The 14651-nt window shown below is 59.6% G+C and carries 13 protein-coding genes; 3 read left to right on the forward strand and 10 right to left on the reverse strand.

All coding sequences use genetic code 11. The features are described 5' to 3' along the window. Positions 1 to 437: 437 nt before the first annotated feature. The 3 genes from emhC to emhA are packed head-to-tail and all read right to left on the reverse strand — an operon-like array spanning position 438 to position 6220. On the reverse strand, positions 438 to 1898 hold the full coding sequence (gene emhC / locus KGB27_RS28310; RefSeq protein WP_008039450.1) for an efflux RND transporter outer membrane subunit EmhC: 1461 nt from the start codon (positions 1896 to 1898) through the stop codon (positions 438 to 440). After that, positions 1898 to 5059: an efflux RND transporter permease subunit EmhB gene (emhB, locus tag KGB27_RS28315; RefSeq protein ID WP_008039452.1), complete on the reverse strand. Its 3162-nt coding sequence runs from the start codon at positions 5057 to 5059 to the stop codon at positions 1898 to 1900. The genes emhC and emhB overlap by 1 nt, the downstream gene beginning before the upstream one ends. Positions 5060 to 5062: 3 nt before the next feature. Then, positions 5063 to 6220, reverse strand: a complete 1158-nt coding sequence (gene emhA / locus KGB27_RS28320) for an efflux RND transporter periplasmic adaptor subunit EmhA (RefSeq protein WP_008039454.1) — start codon at positions 6218 to 6220, stop codon at positions 5063 to 5065. A gap of 268 nt (positions 6221 to 6488) precedes the next feature. On the opposite strand from emhA, the gene emhR reads away from it, so the two are divergent. After that, positions 6489 to 7121 (forward strand): efflux system transcriptional repressor EmhR, encoded by a 633-nt coding sequence (gene emhR, locus KGB27_RS28325; RefSeq protein WP_008039456.1) that lies wholly within the window; start codon positions 6489 to 6491, stop codon positions 7119 to 7121. Positions 7122 to 7312: 191 nt separating this feature from the next. Here emhR and KGB27_RS28330 read toward each other — a convergent pair whose 3' ends face one another. The 5 genes from KGB27_RS28330 to KGB27_RS28350 form a co-directional block, all read right to left on the reverse strand. Beyond that, complete coding sequence (locus tag KGB27_RS28330; protein WP_223557186.1) at positions 7313 to 7960, reverse strand: hypothetical protein; 648 nt, start codon at positions 7958 to 7960, stop codon at positions 7313 to 7315. A gap of 51 nt (positions 7961 to 8011) precedes the next feature. Beyond that, entirely contained in the window at positions 8012 to 8458 is a 447-nt protein-coding gene (locus tag KGB27_RS28335; RefSeq protein WP_223557187.1) for a hypothetical protein, read from the reverse strand. Between the two features lie 146 nt (positions 8459 to 8604). Further along, positions 8605 to 9654, reverse strand: a complete 1050-nt coding sequence (locus KGB27_RS28340; protein WP_008039461.1) for an alkene reductase — start codon at positions 9652 to 9654, stop codon at positions 8605 to 8607. A gap of 29 nt (positions 9655 to 9683) precedes the next feature. Further along, positions 9684 to 10853 carry an MFS transporter gene (locus tag KGB27_RS28345; protein WP_008039463.1) on the reverse strand — a complete coding sequence of 390 codons (1170 nt, stop codon included), beginning with the start codon at positions 10851 to 10853 and terminating at the stop codon, positions 9684 to 9686. Positions 10854 to 10878: 25 nt separating this feature from the next. Beyond that, positions 10879 to 11181, reverse strand: a complete 303-nt coding sequence (locus KGB27_RS28350) for an ArsR/SmtB family transcription factor (RefSeq protein ID WP_008025677.1) — start codon at positions 11179 to 11181, stop codon at positions 10879 to 10881. A gap of 156 nt (positions 11182 to 11337) precedes the next feature. Between KGB27_RS28350 and KGB27_RS28355 the strand changes: the two genes are divergently transcribed. Then, positions 11338 to 11916, forward strand: coding sequence for an ACP phosphodiesterase (locus tag KGB27_RS28355; protein ID WP_223557188.1), 579 nt, complete (start codon positions 11338 to 11340; stop codon positions 11914 to 11916). Between the two features lie 106 nt (positions 11917 to 12022). Here the strand turns inward: KGB27_RS28355 and KGB27_RS28360 are convergent, their stop codons facing one another. Together KGB27_RS28360 and olsB are read right to left on the reverse strand one after the other, a co-directional pair. Beyond that, positions 12023 to 12814 carry a lysophospholipid acyltransferase family protein gene (locus tag KGB27_RS28360; protein WP_008025680.1) on the reverse strand — a complete coding sequence of 264 codons (792 nt, stop codon included), beginning with the start codon at positions 12812 to 12814 and terminating at the stop codon, positions 12023 to 12025. Then, positions 12814 to 13569 (reverse strand): L-ornithine N(alpha)-acyltransferase, encoded by a 756-nt coding sequence (gene olsB / locus KGB27_RS28365; protein ID WP_008025682.1) that lies wholly within the window; start codon positions 13567 to 13569, stop codon positions 12814 to 12816. The genes KGB27_RS28360 and olsB overlap by 1 nt, the downstream gene beginning before the upstream one ends. 154 nt (positions 13570 to 13723) lie before the next feature. Between olsB and KGB27_RS28370 the strand changes: the two genes are divergently transcribed. Continuing rightward, complete coding sequence (locus KGB27_RS28370; protein WP_008039481.1) at positions 13724 to 14602, forward strand: acyl-CoA dehydrogenase; 879 nt, start codon at positions 13724 to 13726, stop codon at positions 14600 to 14602. Positions 14603 to 14651 lie beyond the last annotated feature (49 nt).

Consider the following 14651-nt stretch of genomic DNA (forward strand, 5'->3'; position numbering starts at 1 on the left):
AAACGGGGCGATGCCGCAACCGTCGGGTTGCAGACAAAAAGATTCGAATTCAAATGAAACGGGGCGAGATCAGCCGGACAGGGCGGGGCGCGGGGGCATGGTGTCGAACCTGTTGTTATTGGTTTTGTGTGGCGAATGGTGCGGGGAATGAACTGGATGGTTCAATTGGTAAAAGCGGGTTTTGGGCGATTATCGAACGCAACATTTGCTGGGTTTTTGTGTTGTTAATATTGGCCCCTTCGTCGGAATGCCGCCCAGACCAAGCCCGCTCCTACGGGTTAGCGTGGTTCACACATTTTGTGATCGACACGCAACCTGTAGGAGCGGGCTTGGTCTGGGCGGCATTCCGACGAAGGGGCCTGCATTGCCAACAAACCTTTTCCAGCAGACAACAAAAAGCCCACCAAACGGTGGGCTTCGTGTTTACAGCAACTCGATCAGAACAACTTCAGCTTCGGCGCTTCTTCTTTCAGCGGTTCGACTTTCGCAGTCTGCTCGTTCCAGCCACCGCCCAGTGCCTTGTACAGATTCACGGCGCTGGTCAGTTGCGCCAGGCGGTCAGTGATCAGTGCCTGTTGGGCACTGAACAGCTGACGCTGGGCATCGAGGAAGGTCAGGTTGCTGTCGACGCCAATGCGATAACGACGCTCGGCCAGACGGTAGTAGTCCTGGTTGGCGGTGACGAAATCACGCTGGGCCTGCAACTGCTCGGTGTAGGTCTGGCGGGCGGCCAGGCCGTCGGCGACTTCCTGGAAGGCCGTCTGGATGGACTTCTCGTAGTTCGCCACGCCGATGTCTTTCTGGATTTTCGAGTAATCCAGGCTGGCGCGCAGGCTGCCGGCGTTGAAGATCGGCAGGTTGATTTGCGGCTGGAACAACCACGTGCCCGAACCACCCTTGAACAGGCCGGACAGGTCCGGGCTCAACGTACCGGCATTGGCGGTGAGGCTGATGCTCGGGAAGAACGCTGCACGCGCCGCGCCGATGTTGGCGTTGGCCGCTTTCAGGTTGTATTCGGCTTGCAGAATGTCCGGACGACGTTGCAGCAGGTCCGACGGCAGGCCGGGCGGTACGTCGCTCAGCAGGTCGTCAGACAGCGGCCTGGCTTCCCGCAGATTGGCCGGGATACCGGTGCCGAGCAGCAGCACCAGGCTGTTTTCATCCTGGGCGACCTGGCGTGTGTAACGGGCCAGTTGCGCACGGGCGTTTTCCACCGAGGTGCGCGACTGCGCCAGGTCCAGCGCCGAGGCGACGCCTACTTCGTTGCTGCGCGCGGTGAGCTTGTAGCTCTCCTCGAACGCAGCGAGGGTGTCCTGAGTCAGCTTGCGCAGCTCTTTGTCGGCCTGCCAGGTCAGGTAGGCATTCGCCACGCTGGCCACCAGGCTGATTTGCGTGCTGCGACGGCCTTCTTCGGTGGCGAAGTATTTTTGCAGGGCTTCTTCGTTCAGGCTGCGAACTCGACCAAACAGGTCGAGTTCATAGGCGCTGATGCCGACGGTGGCCGAGTAGGAACTGGTGATGCCTGCCTGACCGCTCTGTGAAGCGTCAGCCGGAACCCGCTGACGGCTGCCGGTACCGTTGGCCGAAACCGCCGGGAACAGGTCGGCGCGCGAGATGCGGTATTGCGCAGCGAACGCGTCGATGTTCAGCGCCGCGACACGCAGGTCACGGTTGTTTTCCAGGGAAAGCTGGATCAGCTGCTGCAGCGCAGGGTCATGGAAAAACTGCTTCCAGCCTTGTTCGGCGGCGGCCTGGCTCGGCGCCTGGGCCGGCGAATACGCCGGGCCTTGCGGGTACTGGGCGGCCACCGGTGCTTCAGGCTGCTGATAATCGGGTATCAGCGAGCAGCCGCTCAGCACGAAGGCCGCGACTGCGATGGAGAGTAGCGACTTGCTCATTAGCCAGCCTCTTTAGAAGGTTCAATAGCGTCGTCCTGATCGGCGATTTTTCGCTGACCCATGGCCGACACGGTGACGAAGAACAACGGGACCCAGAAGATCGCCAATACGGTGGCGGTGATCATACCGCCAATTACCACGGTACCGATGGCGTGTTGGCTGCCCGAGCCGGCGCCGCTGGAAATGGCCAGCGGCACTACGCCGAGAATGAACGCCAGGGAGGTCATGATGATCGGGCGCAAACGCATGCGGCAAGCCTCGATGGCTGCCTCCTGCAAGCTCTTGCCCTGTTCATGCAGATCCTTGGCGAACTCGACGATCAGAATGGCGTTTTTCGCCGCCAGACCGATGGTGGTCAACAGACCCACGAGGAAGTACACGTCGTTGGACAGACCCCGCAGGCTGGTGGCCATCAACGCACCGATAATCCCCAGTGGCACCACGAGCACGACGGCAATCGGAATCGACCAGCTTTCGTACAGCGCCGCCAGGCACAGGAACACCATCAGAATCGACAGCGCGAACAGTGCAGGCGCCTGGGAGCCCGCCAGTCGTTCTTCATACGACAGACCGGTCCAGGAAATACCGACACCGGCCGGCAGTTTCAGGGCAAGCGCCTCGACTTCGGCCATGGCTTCACCGGTGGAATAACCCGGGGCAGGGGAGCCGAGGATTTCCATCGCTTCTACGCCGTTGTAACGGGCCAGTTTTGGCGAACCGTAAATCCACTCACCCTTGGCAAACGCAGTGAAAGGAACCATGGTCCCGGTGCTGTTGCGCACGTACCACTTCTTCAGGTCTTCAGGGCTCATGCGCGCGCCGGGCTGGCCTTGCACGTAAACCTTCTTCACACGACCACGGTCGATGAAGTCGTTCACATAGCTACTGCCCAAGGCAATCGACAGGGTGTTGTTGATGTCGGCGATGGTAACGCCCAGCGCACTGGCCTTCTCGTCGTCGATTTCCAACTGGAATTGCGGTTCGTCGTTCAGACCGTTCGGGCGCACTTGCGCCAGCACTTTGCTCTGCGCCGCCATGCCGAGGAACTGGTTACGGGCAGCCATCAGCTTTTCGTGACCGATACCGGCGCGGTCTTGCAGGAACACGTCGAAACCTGTGGCGTTACCCAGCTCCAGTACCGCTGGCGGTGCGAAAGCGAACACCATGGCGTCACGGAAGGTGAAGAAGTGCTGTTGGGCACGGGCCGCGACCTTGAACACGTTGTTGTCGGCGTTACGTTCGTGCCACGGCCTCATCATGATGAACGCCATACCCGAACTCTGGCCACGGCCGGCGAAGTTGAAGCCGGTCACGGTAAACACCGAGTTCACCGCATCGCCTTCACCGCCATCCTTGCTTGGACGCAGCAGGAATTCACGCATCTCGTCCACGACGACCTGAGTGCGCTGGGCAGTCGAGCCGGCCGGGGTCTGCACTTGAGCAAACAGTACGCCCTGGTCTTCCTCCGGGAGGAACGAGGAAGGAATACGCATGAACAACCAGATCATGCCGATGACGATGATCACGTAGGCCAGCAGGTACGGCGCCTTGTTGCGCAGAATGTTGCCGACGCCACGCTCGTAGCTTTTCACGCTACGGTCGAAGTTGCGGTTGAACCAGCCGAAGAAACCGCGTTTCGGCACGCCGTGCTCGCCCTTGGGAATGGCTTTGAGCATGGTGGCGCAGAGCGCCGGGGTGAAGATCAGCGCGACCAGTACCGACAGGGCCATGGCCGAGACGATGGTGATCGAGAACTGCTTGTAGATCACACCCGTGGAACCGCCGAAGAACGCCATCGGCAACAGTACCGCCGAGAGCACCAGGGCAATACCGACCAGCGCACCCTGGATCTGCCCCATGGATTTCTTGGTGGCTTCCTTGGGTGACAGGCCTTCTTCGCTCATGACCCGTTCGACGTTTTCCACCACGACGATGGCATCGTCCACCAGCAGGCCGATGGCCAACACCATACCGAACATGGTCAGGGTGTTGATGCTGAAACCGAACGCCGCGAGGATGCCGAACGTACCCAGCAATACCACCGGCACGGTCATCGTGGTGATGACGGTGGCGCGGAAGTTCTGCAGGAACAGGAACATCACCAGGAACACCAGCACGATTGCTTCGACCAGGGTTTCAACCACACCCTTGATCGACTCGGTCACCACTGGCGTGGTGTCGTACGGGAACACCACTTCCATCCCTTGCGGGAAGAACGGCTTGAGGCTGTCGATGGTCTTGCGCAGGGCTTTCGCGGTGTCGAGGGCGTTGGCACCGTTGGCCAGTTTCACCGCCAGGCCGGAAGCCGGGGCTCCGTTGAACTGGGCGTTGATGCTGTAGTTCTCGCCACCCAGACCGACGTCGGCGACATCTTTCAAGCGAACCTGGGAGCCGTCCTTGTTGACCTTGAGCAGGATTCTGTTGAATTGCTCAGCGGTCTGCAGGCGGGTCTTGCCGATGATCGTCGCGTTCAACTGAGTGCCGGGCAGGGCAGGCAGGCCGCCGAGCTGGCCGGACGATACCTGGACGTTTTGCGCGGCGATGGCGGTTTTGACGTCAATCGGGGTCAGGTTGAAGTTGTTCAACTTGGCCGGGTCGAGCCAGATACGCATGGCGTACTGGGAACCGAACACCTGGAAGTCGCCCACGCCGGCTGTCCGCGAGATCGGATCCTGCATGTTGGACACGATGTAGTTGGACAGGTCGTCCTTGGTCATGCTGCCGTCACGCGAGACCACGCCGATCACCAGCAGGAAGTTCTTCACGGCCTTGGTCACACGGATACCTTGCTGCTGTACTTCTTGCGGCAGCAGCGGGGTGGCCAGGTTCAGTTTGTTCTGGACCTGAACCTGCGCGGTATCGGAGTTGGTGCCTTGCTCGAAGGTCGCGGTGATCGTCATGGTGCCGTCGGAGTTACTTTCCGAGGACACATAACGCAGGTTGTCGATACCGTTGAGCTGCTGCTCGATCACCTGAACCACGGTGTCTTGCACGGTTTGCGCGGAAGCGCCCGGGTAAGCCACGGAAATGGCGATCGCCGGAGGCGCAATGCTCGGGTACTGGTTGATCGGCAACTTGAGGATCGATAGAGCCCCGACCAGCATGATCACCAGGGCAATTACCCAGGCGAAAATCGGACGGTCGATAAAAAATTTCGACATGGTTTACTCCCCTTTGCCGCTGGAAGCCTTGTTAGCTGCCTGTGCGGGGGCCGGGTTCTTTGCGCCAACGTTAGTCGCCTCAGTGGCCTTGACTTCAACGCCAGGTTTGACGAATTGCAGCCCTTCGGTGATCAGGCGATCACCGGCCTTCAGGCCGTCCTCGATCAGCCACTGGCTGCCGACAGTGCGGCTGGCCTTGAGCTGACGTAATTCGACCTTGTTGTCCGCACCGACGACCAGAGCGGTCGGGGAGCCTTTGAGGTCGCGGGTCACGCCTTGTTGCGGCGCCAGGATGGCAGCTGCATTCACGCCGGCCTGAAGCTGGGCGTGAACGAACATGCCGGGCAACAGGGTGTGATCAGGGTTCGGGAACACCGCACGCAGGGTGACGGAACCGGTGGTCTGGTCAACCGAGACTTCGGAGAATTCGAGCTTGCCGTCGAGCTTGTACTGGCTGCCGTCTTCGAGGGTCAGCTTGACCGCCGCCGAGTTGTCGCCGGCCTTTTGCAGGCGACCGCTTTCCAGTTCGCGGCGCAGTTCAAGCAGCTCTACCGAGGACTGGGTGACATCGACGTAGATCGGGTCGAGTTGCTGGATCACCGCCATGGCGTCCGCCTGGCCACTGGTGACCAGAGCGCCTTCGGTCACGCTGGAACGACCGATGCGACCGGACAGTGGCGCATAGACCTTGGTGTAGCGCACATTGATCTGGGCGCTTTGCAGGGCGGCTTCCGATTGCAGGCGGTTGGCCTGTGCGGTGTCGTATTCCTGACGGCTCACAGCCTGTTCGTTGACCAGTTGCTTGTAGCGATCGGAGATCGACTTGGTCTGTTGCAGGTTGGCTTCGGCGCTTTTCAGCGTGGCTTCATAGACGGCTGGATCGATCTGATACAGCTGTTGGCCGGCTTTGACGTCGCCGCCTTCCTTGAACAGACGTTTGAGAATGATGCCGTTGACCTGCGGGCGAACTTCCGCGATGCGGTAGGCGCTGGTGCGGCCCGGCAGCTCGGACGTCAGGGTGAAGGCTTGAGGTTGCAGGGTGACGACGCCGACCTGAGGCGGTGGAGCGGCCGGTGCCGCTTCTTCCTTTTTGCATCCGCTGAGCAGCGATGCCAAGGCGACGGCAGTGACCAGAGCGGTAACAGCTGGCTTGAATTGCATGAAAATCCTCGGGTCAGGCGCGCAAAAAAACGCACAAGAAAAGATGGAAGGTTAAAAATTGGGTACCGGGTGGATAAGTAGCATGCTAAGGAATATACTTACATTCATGGTTGTTTGTAAATACCTTGGCTGTGTACCCTCGCTGTTACAGAGGCCGTCGCAAGGTTGGAATTGTAGGCCCGGGGACGAGTCCCAAGAGCGCTCGCCCCACTTTTATTCAGCTGATATTCAGACATCGCTGAAGCATCCTGATTGAGGTTGTACTGCCATGGTCCGTCGCACCAAAGAGGAAGCTCAAGAAACCCGCAGCCAGATACTCGAGGCGGCCGAAAAAGCCTTTTTCGAGCGGGGCGTGGCCCGCACGACGCTGGCGGACATCGCAACCCTGGCCGGCGTCACCCGTGGCGCCATCTACTGGCATTTCAGCAACAAGGCCGATCTGGTGCAGGCCATGCTCGACAGCTTGCATGAGCCCCTTGATGAGCTGGCCAAAGCCGCGGAGAGCGAAGACGAGCTCGATCCGCTGGGCTGCATGCGTCGGTTGCTGATTCATTTGTTTCATGAAGTTGCGCTGGACCCCAAGACCCGGCGCATCAACGAGATTCTGTTTCATAAGTGCGAATTCACCGATGAAATGTGCGATCTGCGCCAGCAGCGCCGAACGGCCAGCCTCGAATGCAACACGCGCATTGGCCTGACCTTGCGTAATGCCGTGAATCGCGGGCAGTTGCCGGAAAACCTCGACACCGCCCGTGCGGCCATCAGCATTCATGCCTATATAGATGGCCTGTTGTACCAATGGTTGCTCGCGCCGGACAGTTTCCAGCTGCATACCGAGGCCGAGCGTTGGGTCGATACCGGGCTGGACATGCTGCGTTTCAGTCCCAGCCTGCGAAAGTGAAGCAACATGCGTAATTGGATCCGTTTATGTCAATAGACGCGGGCGAAGATCAACTCTTCGCCCGCGTTGGCGTACTGGGGTGCTTTTATATAGGGACGCGCTCCGGGATGACAGGTAGCGAGCTACGTATTTTGTAGGAAATTTGTGTCGCAGATGTGAAAAGGCAAGAGCGATCCCCAGTGGTCGCTGCTTCAGCCCAGTGTGATTTCCACCTCGAAGTTGAAAGGCTGATCCTCTGCCATGCTGGTGATTTTGGTGGAAGAATTGATTTTGGATGAGCCAATGGAGGTGACGGTGTTTTTTACCGTTGCCCTGTGTATTGGCGAAATAACGCCGAAGGATTTGTTCATGATCATGCCGAGCTCAAAACGTACTCCGACGTTCTGATCGATAAAATCTACGAACTGATTGAACATGATTTTGTTCTTCGGCCACGGCGCGGCGTACGTATAGGCAAAATCGGATTTGATTGCTGTCTTTGCGTGAGCCTGGAGCAGGAATGACTCACGCTCTGATGGGCGTAAAGGCAGACTGGTTTGTGCGATTTTAAACGTGTGCGGTGTGTTGTTAATGAGTTTGACGATCACGCGAGTGTTTTTCGGGCTTTCATCTTGATGTCGCCACTGTTCGATTTTCTGATTCAACTCGCGTTCTGACTCGATTTTTTCGAGGAAGCCGATTAATTCCACCTCGGCGATCCCGATCAACTCATCCAGTGCTTGTTGATTCTCTTCGCTGAATAGTAGTGGTGTCAGGTTGTAAAGTGTGCCAATGGAAGTGTAATTGAAAAACGATAGTAGATCTTCGTACTTGTTACTGGTTTCTTTGATGTCGTTCATGTCGATTCCTTTCGATAAAACACGTGGTTCCCGGTCTGGGTGGGTTGCGGCTCAGCGATCCATGATGACGGCCAGCATGTTGTAGTTGTAGGGATAGTTATCGCTCGTGTCTTCAAGAAAAGACTGGCTGAAAATGGGTACTTCCCCAATGGACAGCGCATTGTGTTCCCAGAAGAAATCAACTTCCGGCCGCCGATGATTCAGGCGTTTACGGTGCGTGTATTGAAAAGCCATTTTGATATGCACCGTCTGACGGTAATTGGTGTAAATGGCCTGAGCGCTGAAAACGGTTTTTCTGATGCCGTATTCGATATTAATGCTTTGCGGCAATTGTGGGTTGCCTTCCAAGACGATTAGCTGAGTGCTCAGTGGCATGATTTTGGAGGGGAAGGCTGGCGGGGTATCGTCCAGCATGACGTCGTTGCGCCAAAATATCGAGTCTGTGAAGTTGCTAAGGGTTAATGTAAAAGCAAGTTTGTTTGCGGGGGAGTTGTCCATTTCAGATCACTTGTTGGTTGTGTTGTTGTTTGAAATTAACCCCGCTATAAGTGCTGTTGCAATACAGATGTTGTTTCATTAGTTTAGCGTTTTCCAAATAAAAAACCCCGGGTGTTTCTACCCGGGGCTTTTTATTTAAACGGAGCTTACATTACCGGGTAGTCGATGTAGCCGACCGGGCCCTTGCCGTAGAACAGCTCCGGACGCGCTTCGTTCAGCGGCGCATCGGCTTTCAAGCGTGCCGGCAAATCCGGGTTGGCAATGAACGGCACGCCGAAGGCGACCGCGTCGGCCTTGCCGCTGGCCAGCCAGGCGTTGGCGCTGTCCTTGGTGAAGCGTTCGTTGACGATGTACGGACCGCCGAAGGCTTCCTTGATTTGCGGGCCGAGGCTGTCGGTGCCTTCTTTTTCGCGGGAGCAGATGAACGCGATGCCACGTTTGCCCAGTTCGCGAGCGACGTAGGTGAAGGTTTCGGCGAGGTTGTCGTCACCCATGTCATGGGAGTCGGCACGCGGTGCCAGGTGCACACCGACGCGGCCGGCGCCCCAGACTTCGATGGCGGCATCGGTCACTTCCAACAGCAGGCGTGCACGGTTTTCCACGGAGCCGCCGTATTGGTCGGTGCGCTGGTTGGTGCTGCTTTGCAGGAACTGGTCGAGCAGGTAACCGTTGGCACCGTGGATTTCCACGCCATCGAAACCGGCGGCCTTGGCGTTTTCGGCACCGATGCGGTAGGCGTCGACGATGTCGGCGATTTCAGCGGTTTCCAGGGCGCGCGGCGTCGGGTAATCGGCCAGTGGGCGAACCAGGCTGACATGGCCTTTGGGCTGGATGGCGCTCGGTGCGACCGGTTTTTCGCCGTTCAGGTACGACTCGTGGGAAACCCGGCCGACGTGCCACAGTTGCAGGAAGATCTTGCCGCCTGCGCCGTGGATCGCCTTGGTGACGTTGGTCCAGCCGCGCACTTGATCGTTGGACCAGATGCCCGGGGTGTCCGGGTAGCCAACGCCCATCGGCGTGACCGACGTGGCTTCGCTGAGGATCAGGCCGGCCGAGGCGCGTTGAACGTAGTACTCGGCCATCAGCGCGTTCGGCACACGACCTTCGTCGGCGCGGCAGCGGGTCAGCGGAGCCATGATGATGCGGTTGGCCAACTCGAGGTCGCCCAGTTTGATCGGATCGAAAATAGTCGTCATGAAATGCACCCTCGTGAGGTATCAGTGAGTCAGTTGTTGGTAGCAGGGGCCAGTTCGGGATTACCGCTCTGACGGAAAGTAATCAGGGTCACCAGCAGGGCGAGTACCGCCAGTGCGGCCGCCGCCAGTGGCACGCTGGTCAGGCCGTAGCCGTGGGCGATGACGCTGCCGCCGACCCAGGCACCGAGTGCGTTGCCGACGTTGAAGGCGCCGATGTTCAAGGTCGAGACCAGGTTCGGTGCAGCCTTGCCGTAGGTCACCACGTTCACTTGCAGGGCGGGCACGGCGGCAAAGCACGCGGTGGCCCAGAGGAACAGGGTGATTTCGGTCGGGATTAGCGCAACGCTAGTCCAGGTCAGTACGGTGGACACCACGGCCATGCTGATGAACACCCCGATCAGCGTCGCCGCCAGGCCTTTGTCGGCCAGTTTGCCGCCGATGATGTTGCCGACTGTCAGGCCCAGGCCGATGAGCATCAGCGTCCAGGTCACGCCGCGTGGCGAGACGCCGGTCACCTCGCCCAGCAGCGGGGCGACGTAGGTGAACAAGGTGAACACCGACGCGGCGAACAGCGCGGTCATGCTCAGCGACAGCCAGATGCCGGCGCCTTTGAGGGCACGCAGTTCGGCGCGCATGTCGAGTTTCTCTTCATCGCGCTTGGCCGGCAGGAAACGGATCAGGCCGATCAAGGCGATTACGCCGATAACGGTCACCGCCCAGAACGTCGAGCGCCAGCCGGCTTGTTGACCCAGCGCTGTGCCCAGCGGCACGCCGAGGACGTTGGCCAGGGTCAGGCCGGTGAACATCAGGGCCACGGCCGAAGCGCGTTTGTTGGCTGGCACCAGGCCCGCAGCCACGACCGAACCGATACCGAAGAACGCACCGTGGCAGAGGGCAGTCACCACTCGGGCGAACATCAGCACGTTGTAGTCACTGGCCACTGCGCAGAGCAGATTGCCGATGATGAATATCCCCATCAACGCCACCAGTGCGGCCTTGCGCGGCAGCCTGGCGGTGGCCAGTGCCATGAACGGCGCACCGATGGCCACGCCCAGGGCGTAACCGGTCACTAGCCAGCCGGCACCGGGGATCGACACACCGAGGTCAGCCGCCACATCGGGCAGCAGGCCCATGATGACGAACTCGGTGGTGCCGATGGCGAAGGCGCTCAAGGCCAGGATGAGGAGCGAGAGGGGCATTGTTGATTCCTTGTCAGCTTAAGGGTCAGAGCTCTTTGCTGAAGGTTTTGAGGAATTCCTGGATGGTTTCCTCGTTGCGTTTGAAAAAGTGCCACTGGCCGACTTTGCGGCTGCTGATCAGGCCGGCGCGTTGCAGGGTCGCCAGGTGTGCGGACACCGTGGACTGCGACAAACCGCACCGTTGATCGATCTGCCCGGCGCAGACGCCGTGCTCGTTGCTGTGGGTCTGGTCGGGAAATTCGACGTCCGGGTCTTTGAGCCAGTGCAGGATTTCTCGCCGTACTGGGTGTGCCAGGGCTTTTATTATTTCGTCGAGGTCGAGGTTCATGGCTTGGGGCTCGTGATGAGTAAAACGTTATATCGCGATGAAGCGAACTTTAAATCGGTATTTCGCGATATACCAATATGATTTTGATCTGATGACCGCGTAAATCGGTATATCGGGTTATAACGATATTAATGCCGCAGTGTTAAGCTGGGCGGCATGAACTATCTCGCACATCTTCACCTCGGTGGCCAGCGTCCCGGTCAATTGCTCGGCAGTCTGTATGGCGATTTCGTCAAAGGACGGCTGCAAGGGCAGTTCGACCCGGAGATCGAGGCGGCTATCCAGTTGCATCGCAGCATCGACGTGTTTACCGACCGCCATCCGATGGTGGACGTGGCGTTGTCGCGGTTTTCCCTGACCCGCCGGCGTTATGCCGGGATCGTGCTCGATGTGTTTTTTGACCATTGCCTGGCGCGGGACTGGACGCTGTATGCCGACCGGCCGCTGGCGCTGTTCACCGACGATGTGTATCGGGTGCTGTCCAATGAGCCGCAATTACCGGAACGCCTGGCGAGGATTGCGCCGCACATGGTGGCGAATGACTGGTTGGGTTCTTACCGGGAATTCGAAGTGTTGGAGCAGGTGCTGCGGGGGATTTCGCGGCGGTTGACCAAGCCCGAGGAACTGGCAGCGGCGATGCAGGAGCTGCGGGTGTTGTATGAGCCGTTGAGCGAGGATTTTCGGTTGTTCTATCCGCAGCTCCAGGACTTCGCCCAAAACTACCCTACAACATAAATCCCTGTAGGAGCCGGCTTGCCGGCGATGGCGGTGTATCAGTCAACATCTCTGTTGAATGTTATGCCGTCATCGCCAGCAAGCCGGCTCCTACAGGGGTATGTGCTCAGGCAGCGATGGCGGGGCGCATTGGCGCTTGCTGTTTTTCGGGAATCGCGCCAAACAACACCTTCTGCACCGCCTGCTGCGCTTCGAATGCCAGCGCCGCACGCTCGCGGCCCTCACAGGCAATCGGCTTGAGCAGATGAATCTCCACGTCGCCCCGGTCATTGGCAAACAAGCGCATCAGGTGCGAGAGCAAGTCATCATCGCCAATGAACGGCGCCAGCGAATCGATTTCACCCTCGCGCAGGTAACGAATCGCCAACGGTTGCAGCTTCGCTTGCGAATCAATCGCCGCCGACAGCAAGCGACCATGGAAGGTGCGCAACGAACGGCCATCGGTGGTGGTGCCTTCCGGGAACATCAGCAGCGGATGCGCTTGCTCCAGATGGCGCGTCATCTGTTTGCGGATCAACTGACTGTCACCCGAACCACGGCGGATAAACAGGCTGCCGGCCTTGGCCGCCAACCAGCCCGCCACCGGCCAGGTACGCACTTCGGCCTTGGACAGGAACGACATCGGCGTGAGCATGCCCAGCAGCGGAATGTCCGTCCAGGACACGTGGTTGCTGACCCAGAGCATCGGCTCCTTCGGCAATTCACCGTGCACGGTCACGCGAAAGGGCAGGGCATTCGCCAGGCGTGCCATGAAAAATCGCGACCAGCGCTGACGGCGGACCATCGAATGGGCGATGCCCAAGCGCTCGAACAAGCCGAAGACACTGGCCATGCTCAACCCTAATGCCACCACGACCAACACTCGCGCAATCCGCGCGTACACCCGCAAGCGGCTCATTACACCGCCGCCTTGAAGTGTTTGGCGTAGCGCGGGCAGAGTTCGTCGCGCTTGAGCAGGATGAACACGTCGGCGACCTGGAAGTCTTCGTCCCAGCACGGCTCGCCGCAAATCTTCGCACCGAGACGCATGTAGGCCTTGAGCAGCGGCGGCATTTCGGCGATGACGTTGGAGGGGATGTCCAGAACCGGCAACGGTTTTTTCGGTTCGGCGCGCAGGTTTTCGGTGCACAGGTAACGTTCACGCAGACGCTGCATGATCGCGTGAGCCTGAATGCCGCCGTCCTGCATCGGGATGCTCGCGCACCCCATCAGATAGCTGTAGCCGCCCTGGTTCAGGACTTCGGCCAGTTCACCCCAGAGCACGGCGATGGTGCCGCCGTTGCGGTAGGCCGGGTCGACGCAGGTACGGCCGATTTCGAGGATCGGGCCTTTGAGTTGGATCAGGCCGTGCAGGCTGAATTCTTCTTCGCTGTAAAACTTGCCCAGGCTGCTGGCGGCGGTGTGGTCGAGCAAACGGGTGGTCGCCACCAGGCGACCGGTGTTCAGGTCACGCACGCCGATGTGGGCGCAGTGAACATCATAGTCATCCATGTCCAGACCCAGTTCCGCGCCTTTGAGCTTGGCGTTGAACTCGCCGCTGAACACGTTGAAGCGCAAAGCCTGGGCTTCCTGCAAGGCCTCGGCGCCCACCAGGCGTTCGGCTTGCAGGCGGCGTTCATTGCCGGTGTCGCTGATGCGGGCGATCTGAGTCATTGCGATTCTCCGTGCGGGCTGGTCACCCGTCTTGGGTTAGAGCCGATCGACTTTCTTTATGCGGCCGTGTTGTGCAAAGTCAGGCTATGTAGCCCCGGTGTCATCGCCATGAAGCTTTGGTGATGCTTATATGACAGCCCACAAGGAGCCTCTTATGCCCTGGCAAACCCTGTTGAAACGCCGCGATCGCTTGCCCGCCAATCCGGACCTCGGTGAAGGCTTCGCGACCTTGTTGCAGCAGTTGGGCACGGTCACGCCGTTTGAGTTGGCGGTGGGCGGTGGACGCCTGATGGCGACACCGGGGCTGGCGTTTCTGGTGGGCTATCAGGCGGCATTGCGCATGCTGTGGCCGAGCGCGCCGCCGAGTCTTGGCGCGTTGTGCGCGACCGAACAGCGCAGCCTGCGGGTGGCGGACATGCAGACGCGCCTGAGCGAACTGCGCCTGAGCGGACGCAAGGATTTCGTGACCGCCGGCGATGCGGCCGACTGGCTGCTGATCGCTGCGCGCAGTGAAGCGCCTGGCGAGTCGCCGCGCCTGAGCCTGGCGGTGGTTTATCCCGGTGAGCCGGGTGTGCGCCTGGAAAAACTCCCGCCGATCCCGCTGATGCCGGACATCAGTCATGGCCGGCTGTTTCTCGACCATGCCTTGTGTGAATTGCTGGCGGGGGATGGCTGGGATGCGTACGTCAAACCGTTCAGAACGCTGGAAGACGTCTATGTGTTGAGCGCGATGACAGCGTGGTTGTATGGCGTCGGCCAGGACAGTGACTGGCCGCAGGCCTTGCAGTTGCGTTTGCTGGCGCTGTTGGCCGGGTGTGCGGAAATGAGCCGGCAGGCGCCGAACAATCCGGCGGGGCATGTGTTGCTGGGCGGGTTGTTTGCGCAGTTCGACGGGTTGAAGGTTGAGGTGAACCAGGCATTGGCCGATGGTCCGCCGCAGTGGGCGGCGATGTGGCAGCGGGATCAGGCGGTGATGGATTTGGCGGCGGGGGCGCGGGGCAAGCGGTTGGCCAAGGCGTTGGCTGCGATCTGACGGGCCTCTTCGCGGGCAAGCCTCGCTCCTACAGGAGAGCGCATACCTC

Origin of the sequence: Pseudomonas sp. BF-R-01, from assembly GCF_019946615.1 — a bacterium.
Classification (GTDB): domain Bacteria; phylum Pseudomonadota; class Gammaproteobacteria; order Pseudomonadales; family Pseudomonadaceae; genus Aquipseudomonas; species Aquipseudomonas migulae.

Bases quoted from the DNA above. Each gene is read 5' to 3' on its own strand.
- emhC (WP_008039450.1), bottom strand. From the start codon at position 1,898: ATGAGCAAGTCGCTACTCTCCATCGCAGTCGCGGCCTTCGTGCTGAGC.
- emhB (WP_008039452.1), bottom strand. From the start codon at position 5,059: ATGTCGAAATTTTTTATCGACCGTCCGATTTTCGCCTGGGTAATTGCC.
- emhA (WP_008039454.1), bottom strand. From the start codon at position 6,220: ATGCAATTCAAGCCAGCTGTTACCGCTCTGGTCACTGCCGTCGCCTTG.
- emhR (WP_008039456.1), top strand. From the start codon at position 6,489: ATGGTCCGTCGCACCAAAGAGGAAGCTCAAGAAACCCGCAGCCAGATA.
- KGB27_RS28330 (WP_223557186.1), bottom strand. From the start codon at position 7,960: ATGAACGACATCAAAGAAACCAGTAACAAGTACGAAGATCTACTATCG.
- KGB27_RS28335 (WP_223557187.1), bottom strand. From the start codon at position 8,458: ATGGACAACTCCCCCGCAAACAAACTTGCTTTTACATTAACCCTTAGC.
- KGB27_RS28340 (WP_008039461.1), bottom strand. From the start codon at position 9,654: ATGACGACTATTTTCGATCCGATCAAACTGGGCGACCTCGAGTTGGCC.
- KGB27_RS28345 (WP_008039463.1), bottom strand. From the start codon at position 10,853: ATGCCCCTCTCGCTCCTCATCCTGGCCTTGAGCGCCTTCGCCATCGGC.
- KGB27_RS28350 (WP_008025677.1), bottom strand. From the start codon at position 11,181: ATGAACCTCGACCTCGACGAAATAATAAAAGCCCTGGCACACCCAGTA.
- KGB27_RS28355 (WP_223557188.1), top strand. From the start codon at position 11,338: ATGAACTATCTCGCACATCTTCACCTCGGTGGCCAGCGTCCCGGTCAA.
- KGB27_RS28360 (WP_008025680.1), bottom strand. From the start codon at position 12,814: ATGAGCCGCTTGCGGGTGTACGCGCGGATTGCGCGAGTGTTGGTCGTG.
- olsB (WP_008025682.1), bottom strand. From the start codon at position 13,569: ATGACTCAGATCGCCCGCATCAGCGACACCGGCAATGAACGCCGCCTG.
- KGB27_RS28370 (WP_008039481.1), top strand. From the start codon at position 13,724: ATGCCCTGGCAAACCCTGTTGAAACGCCGCGATCGCTTGCCCGCCAAT.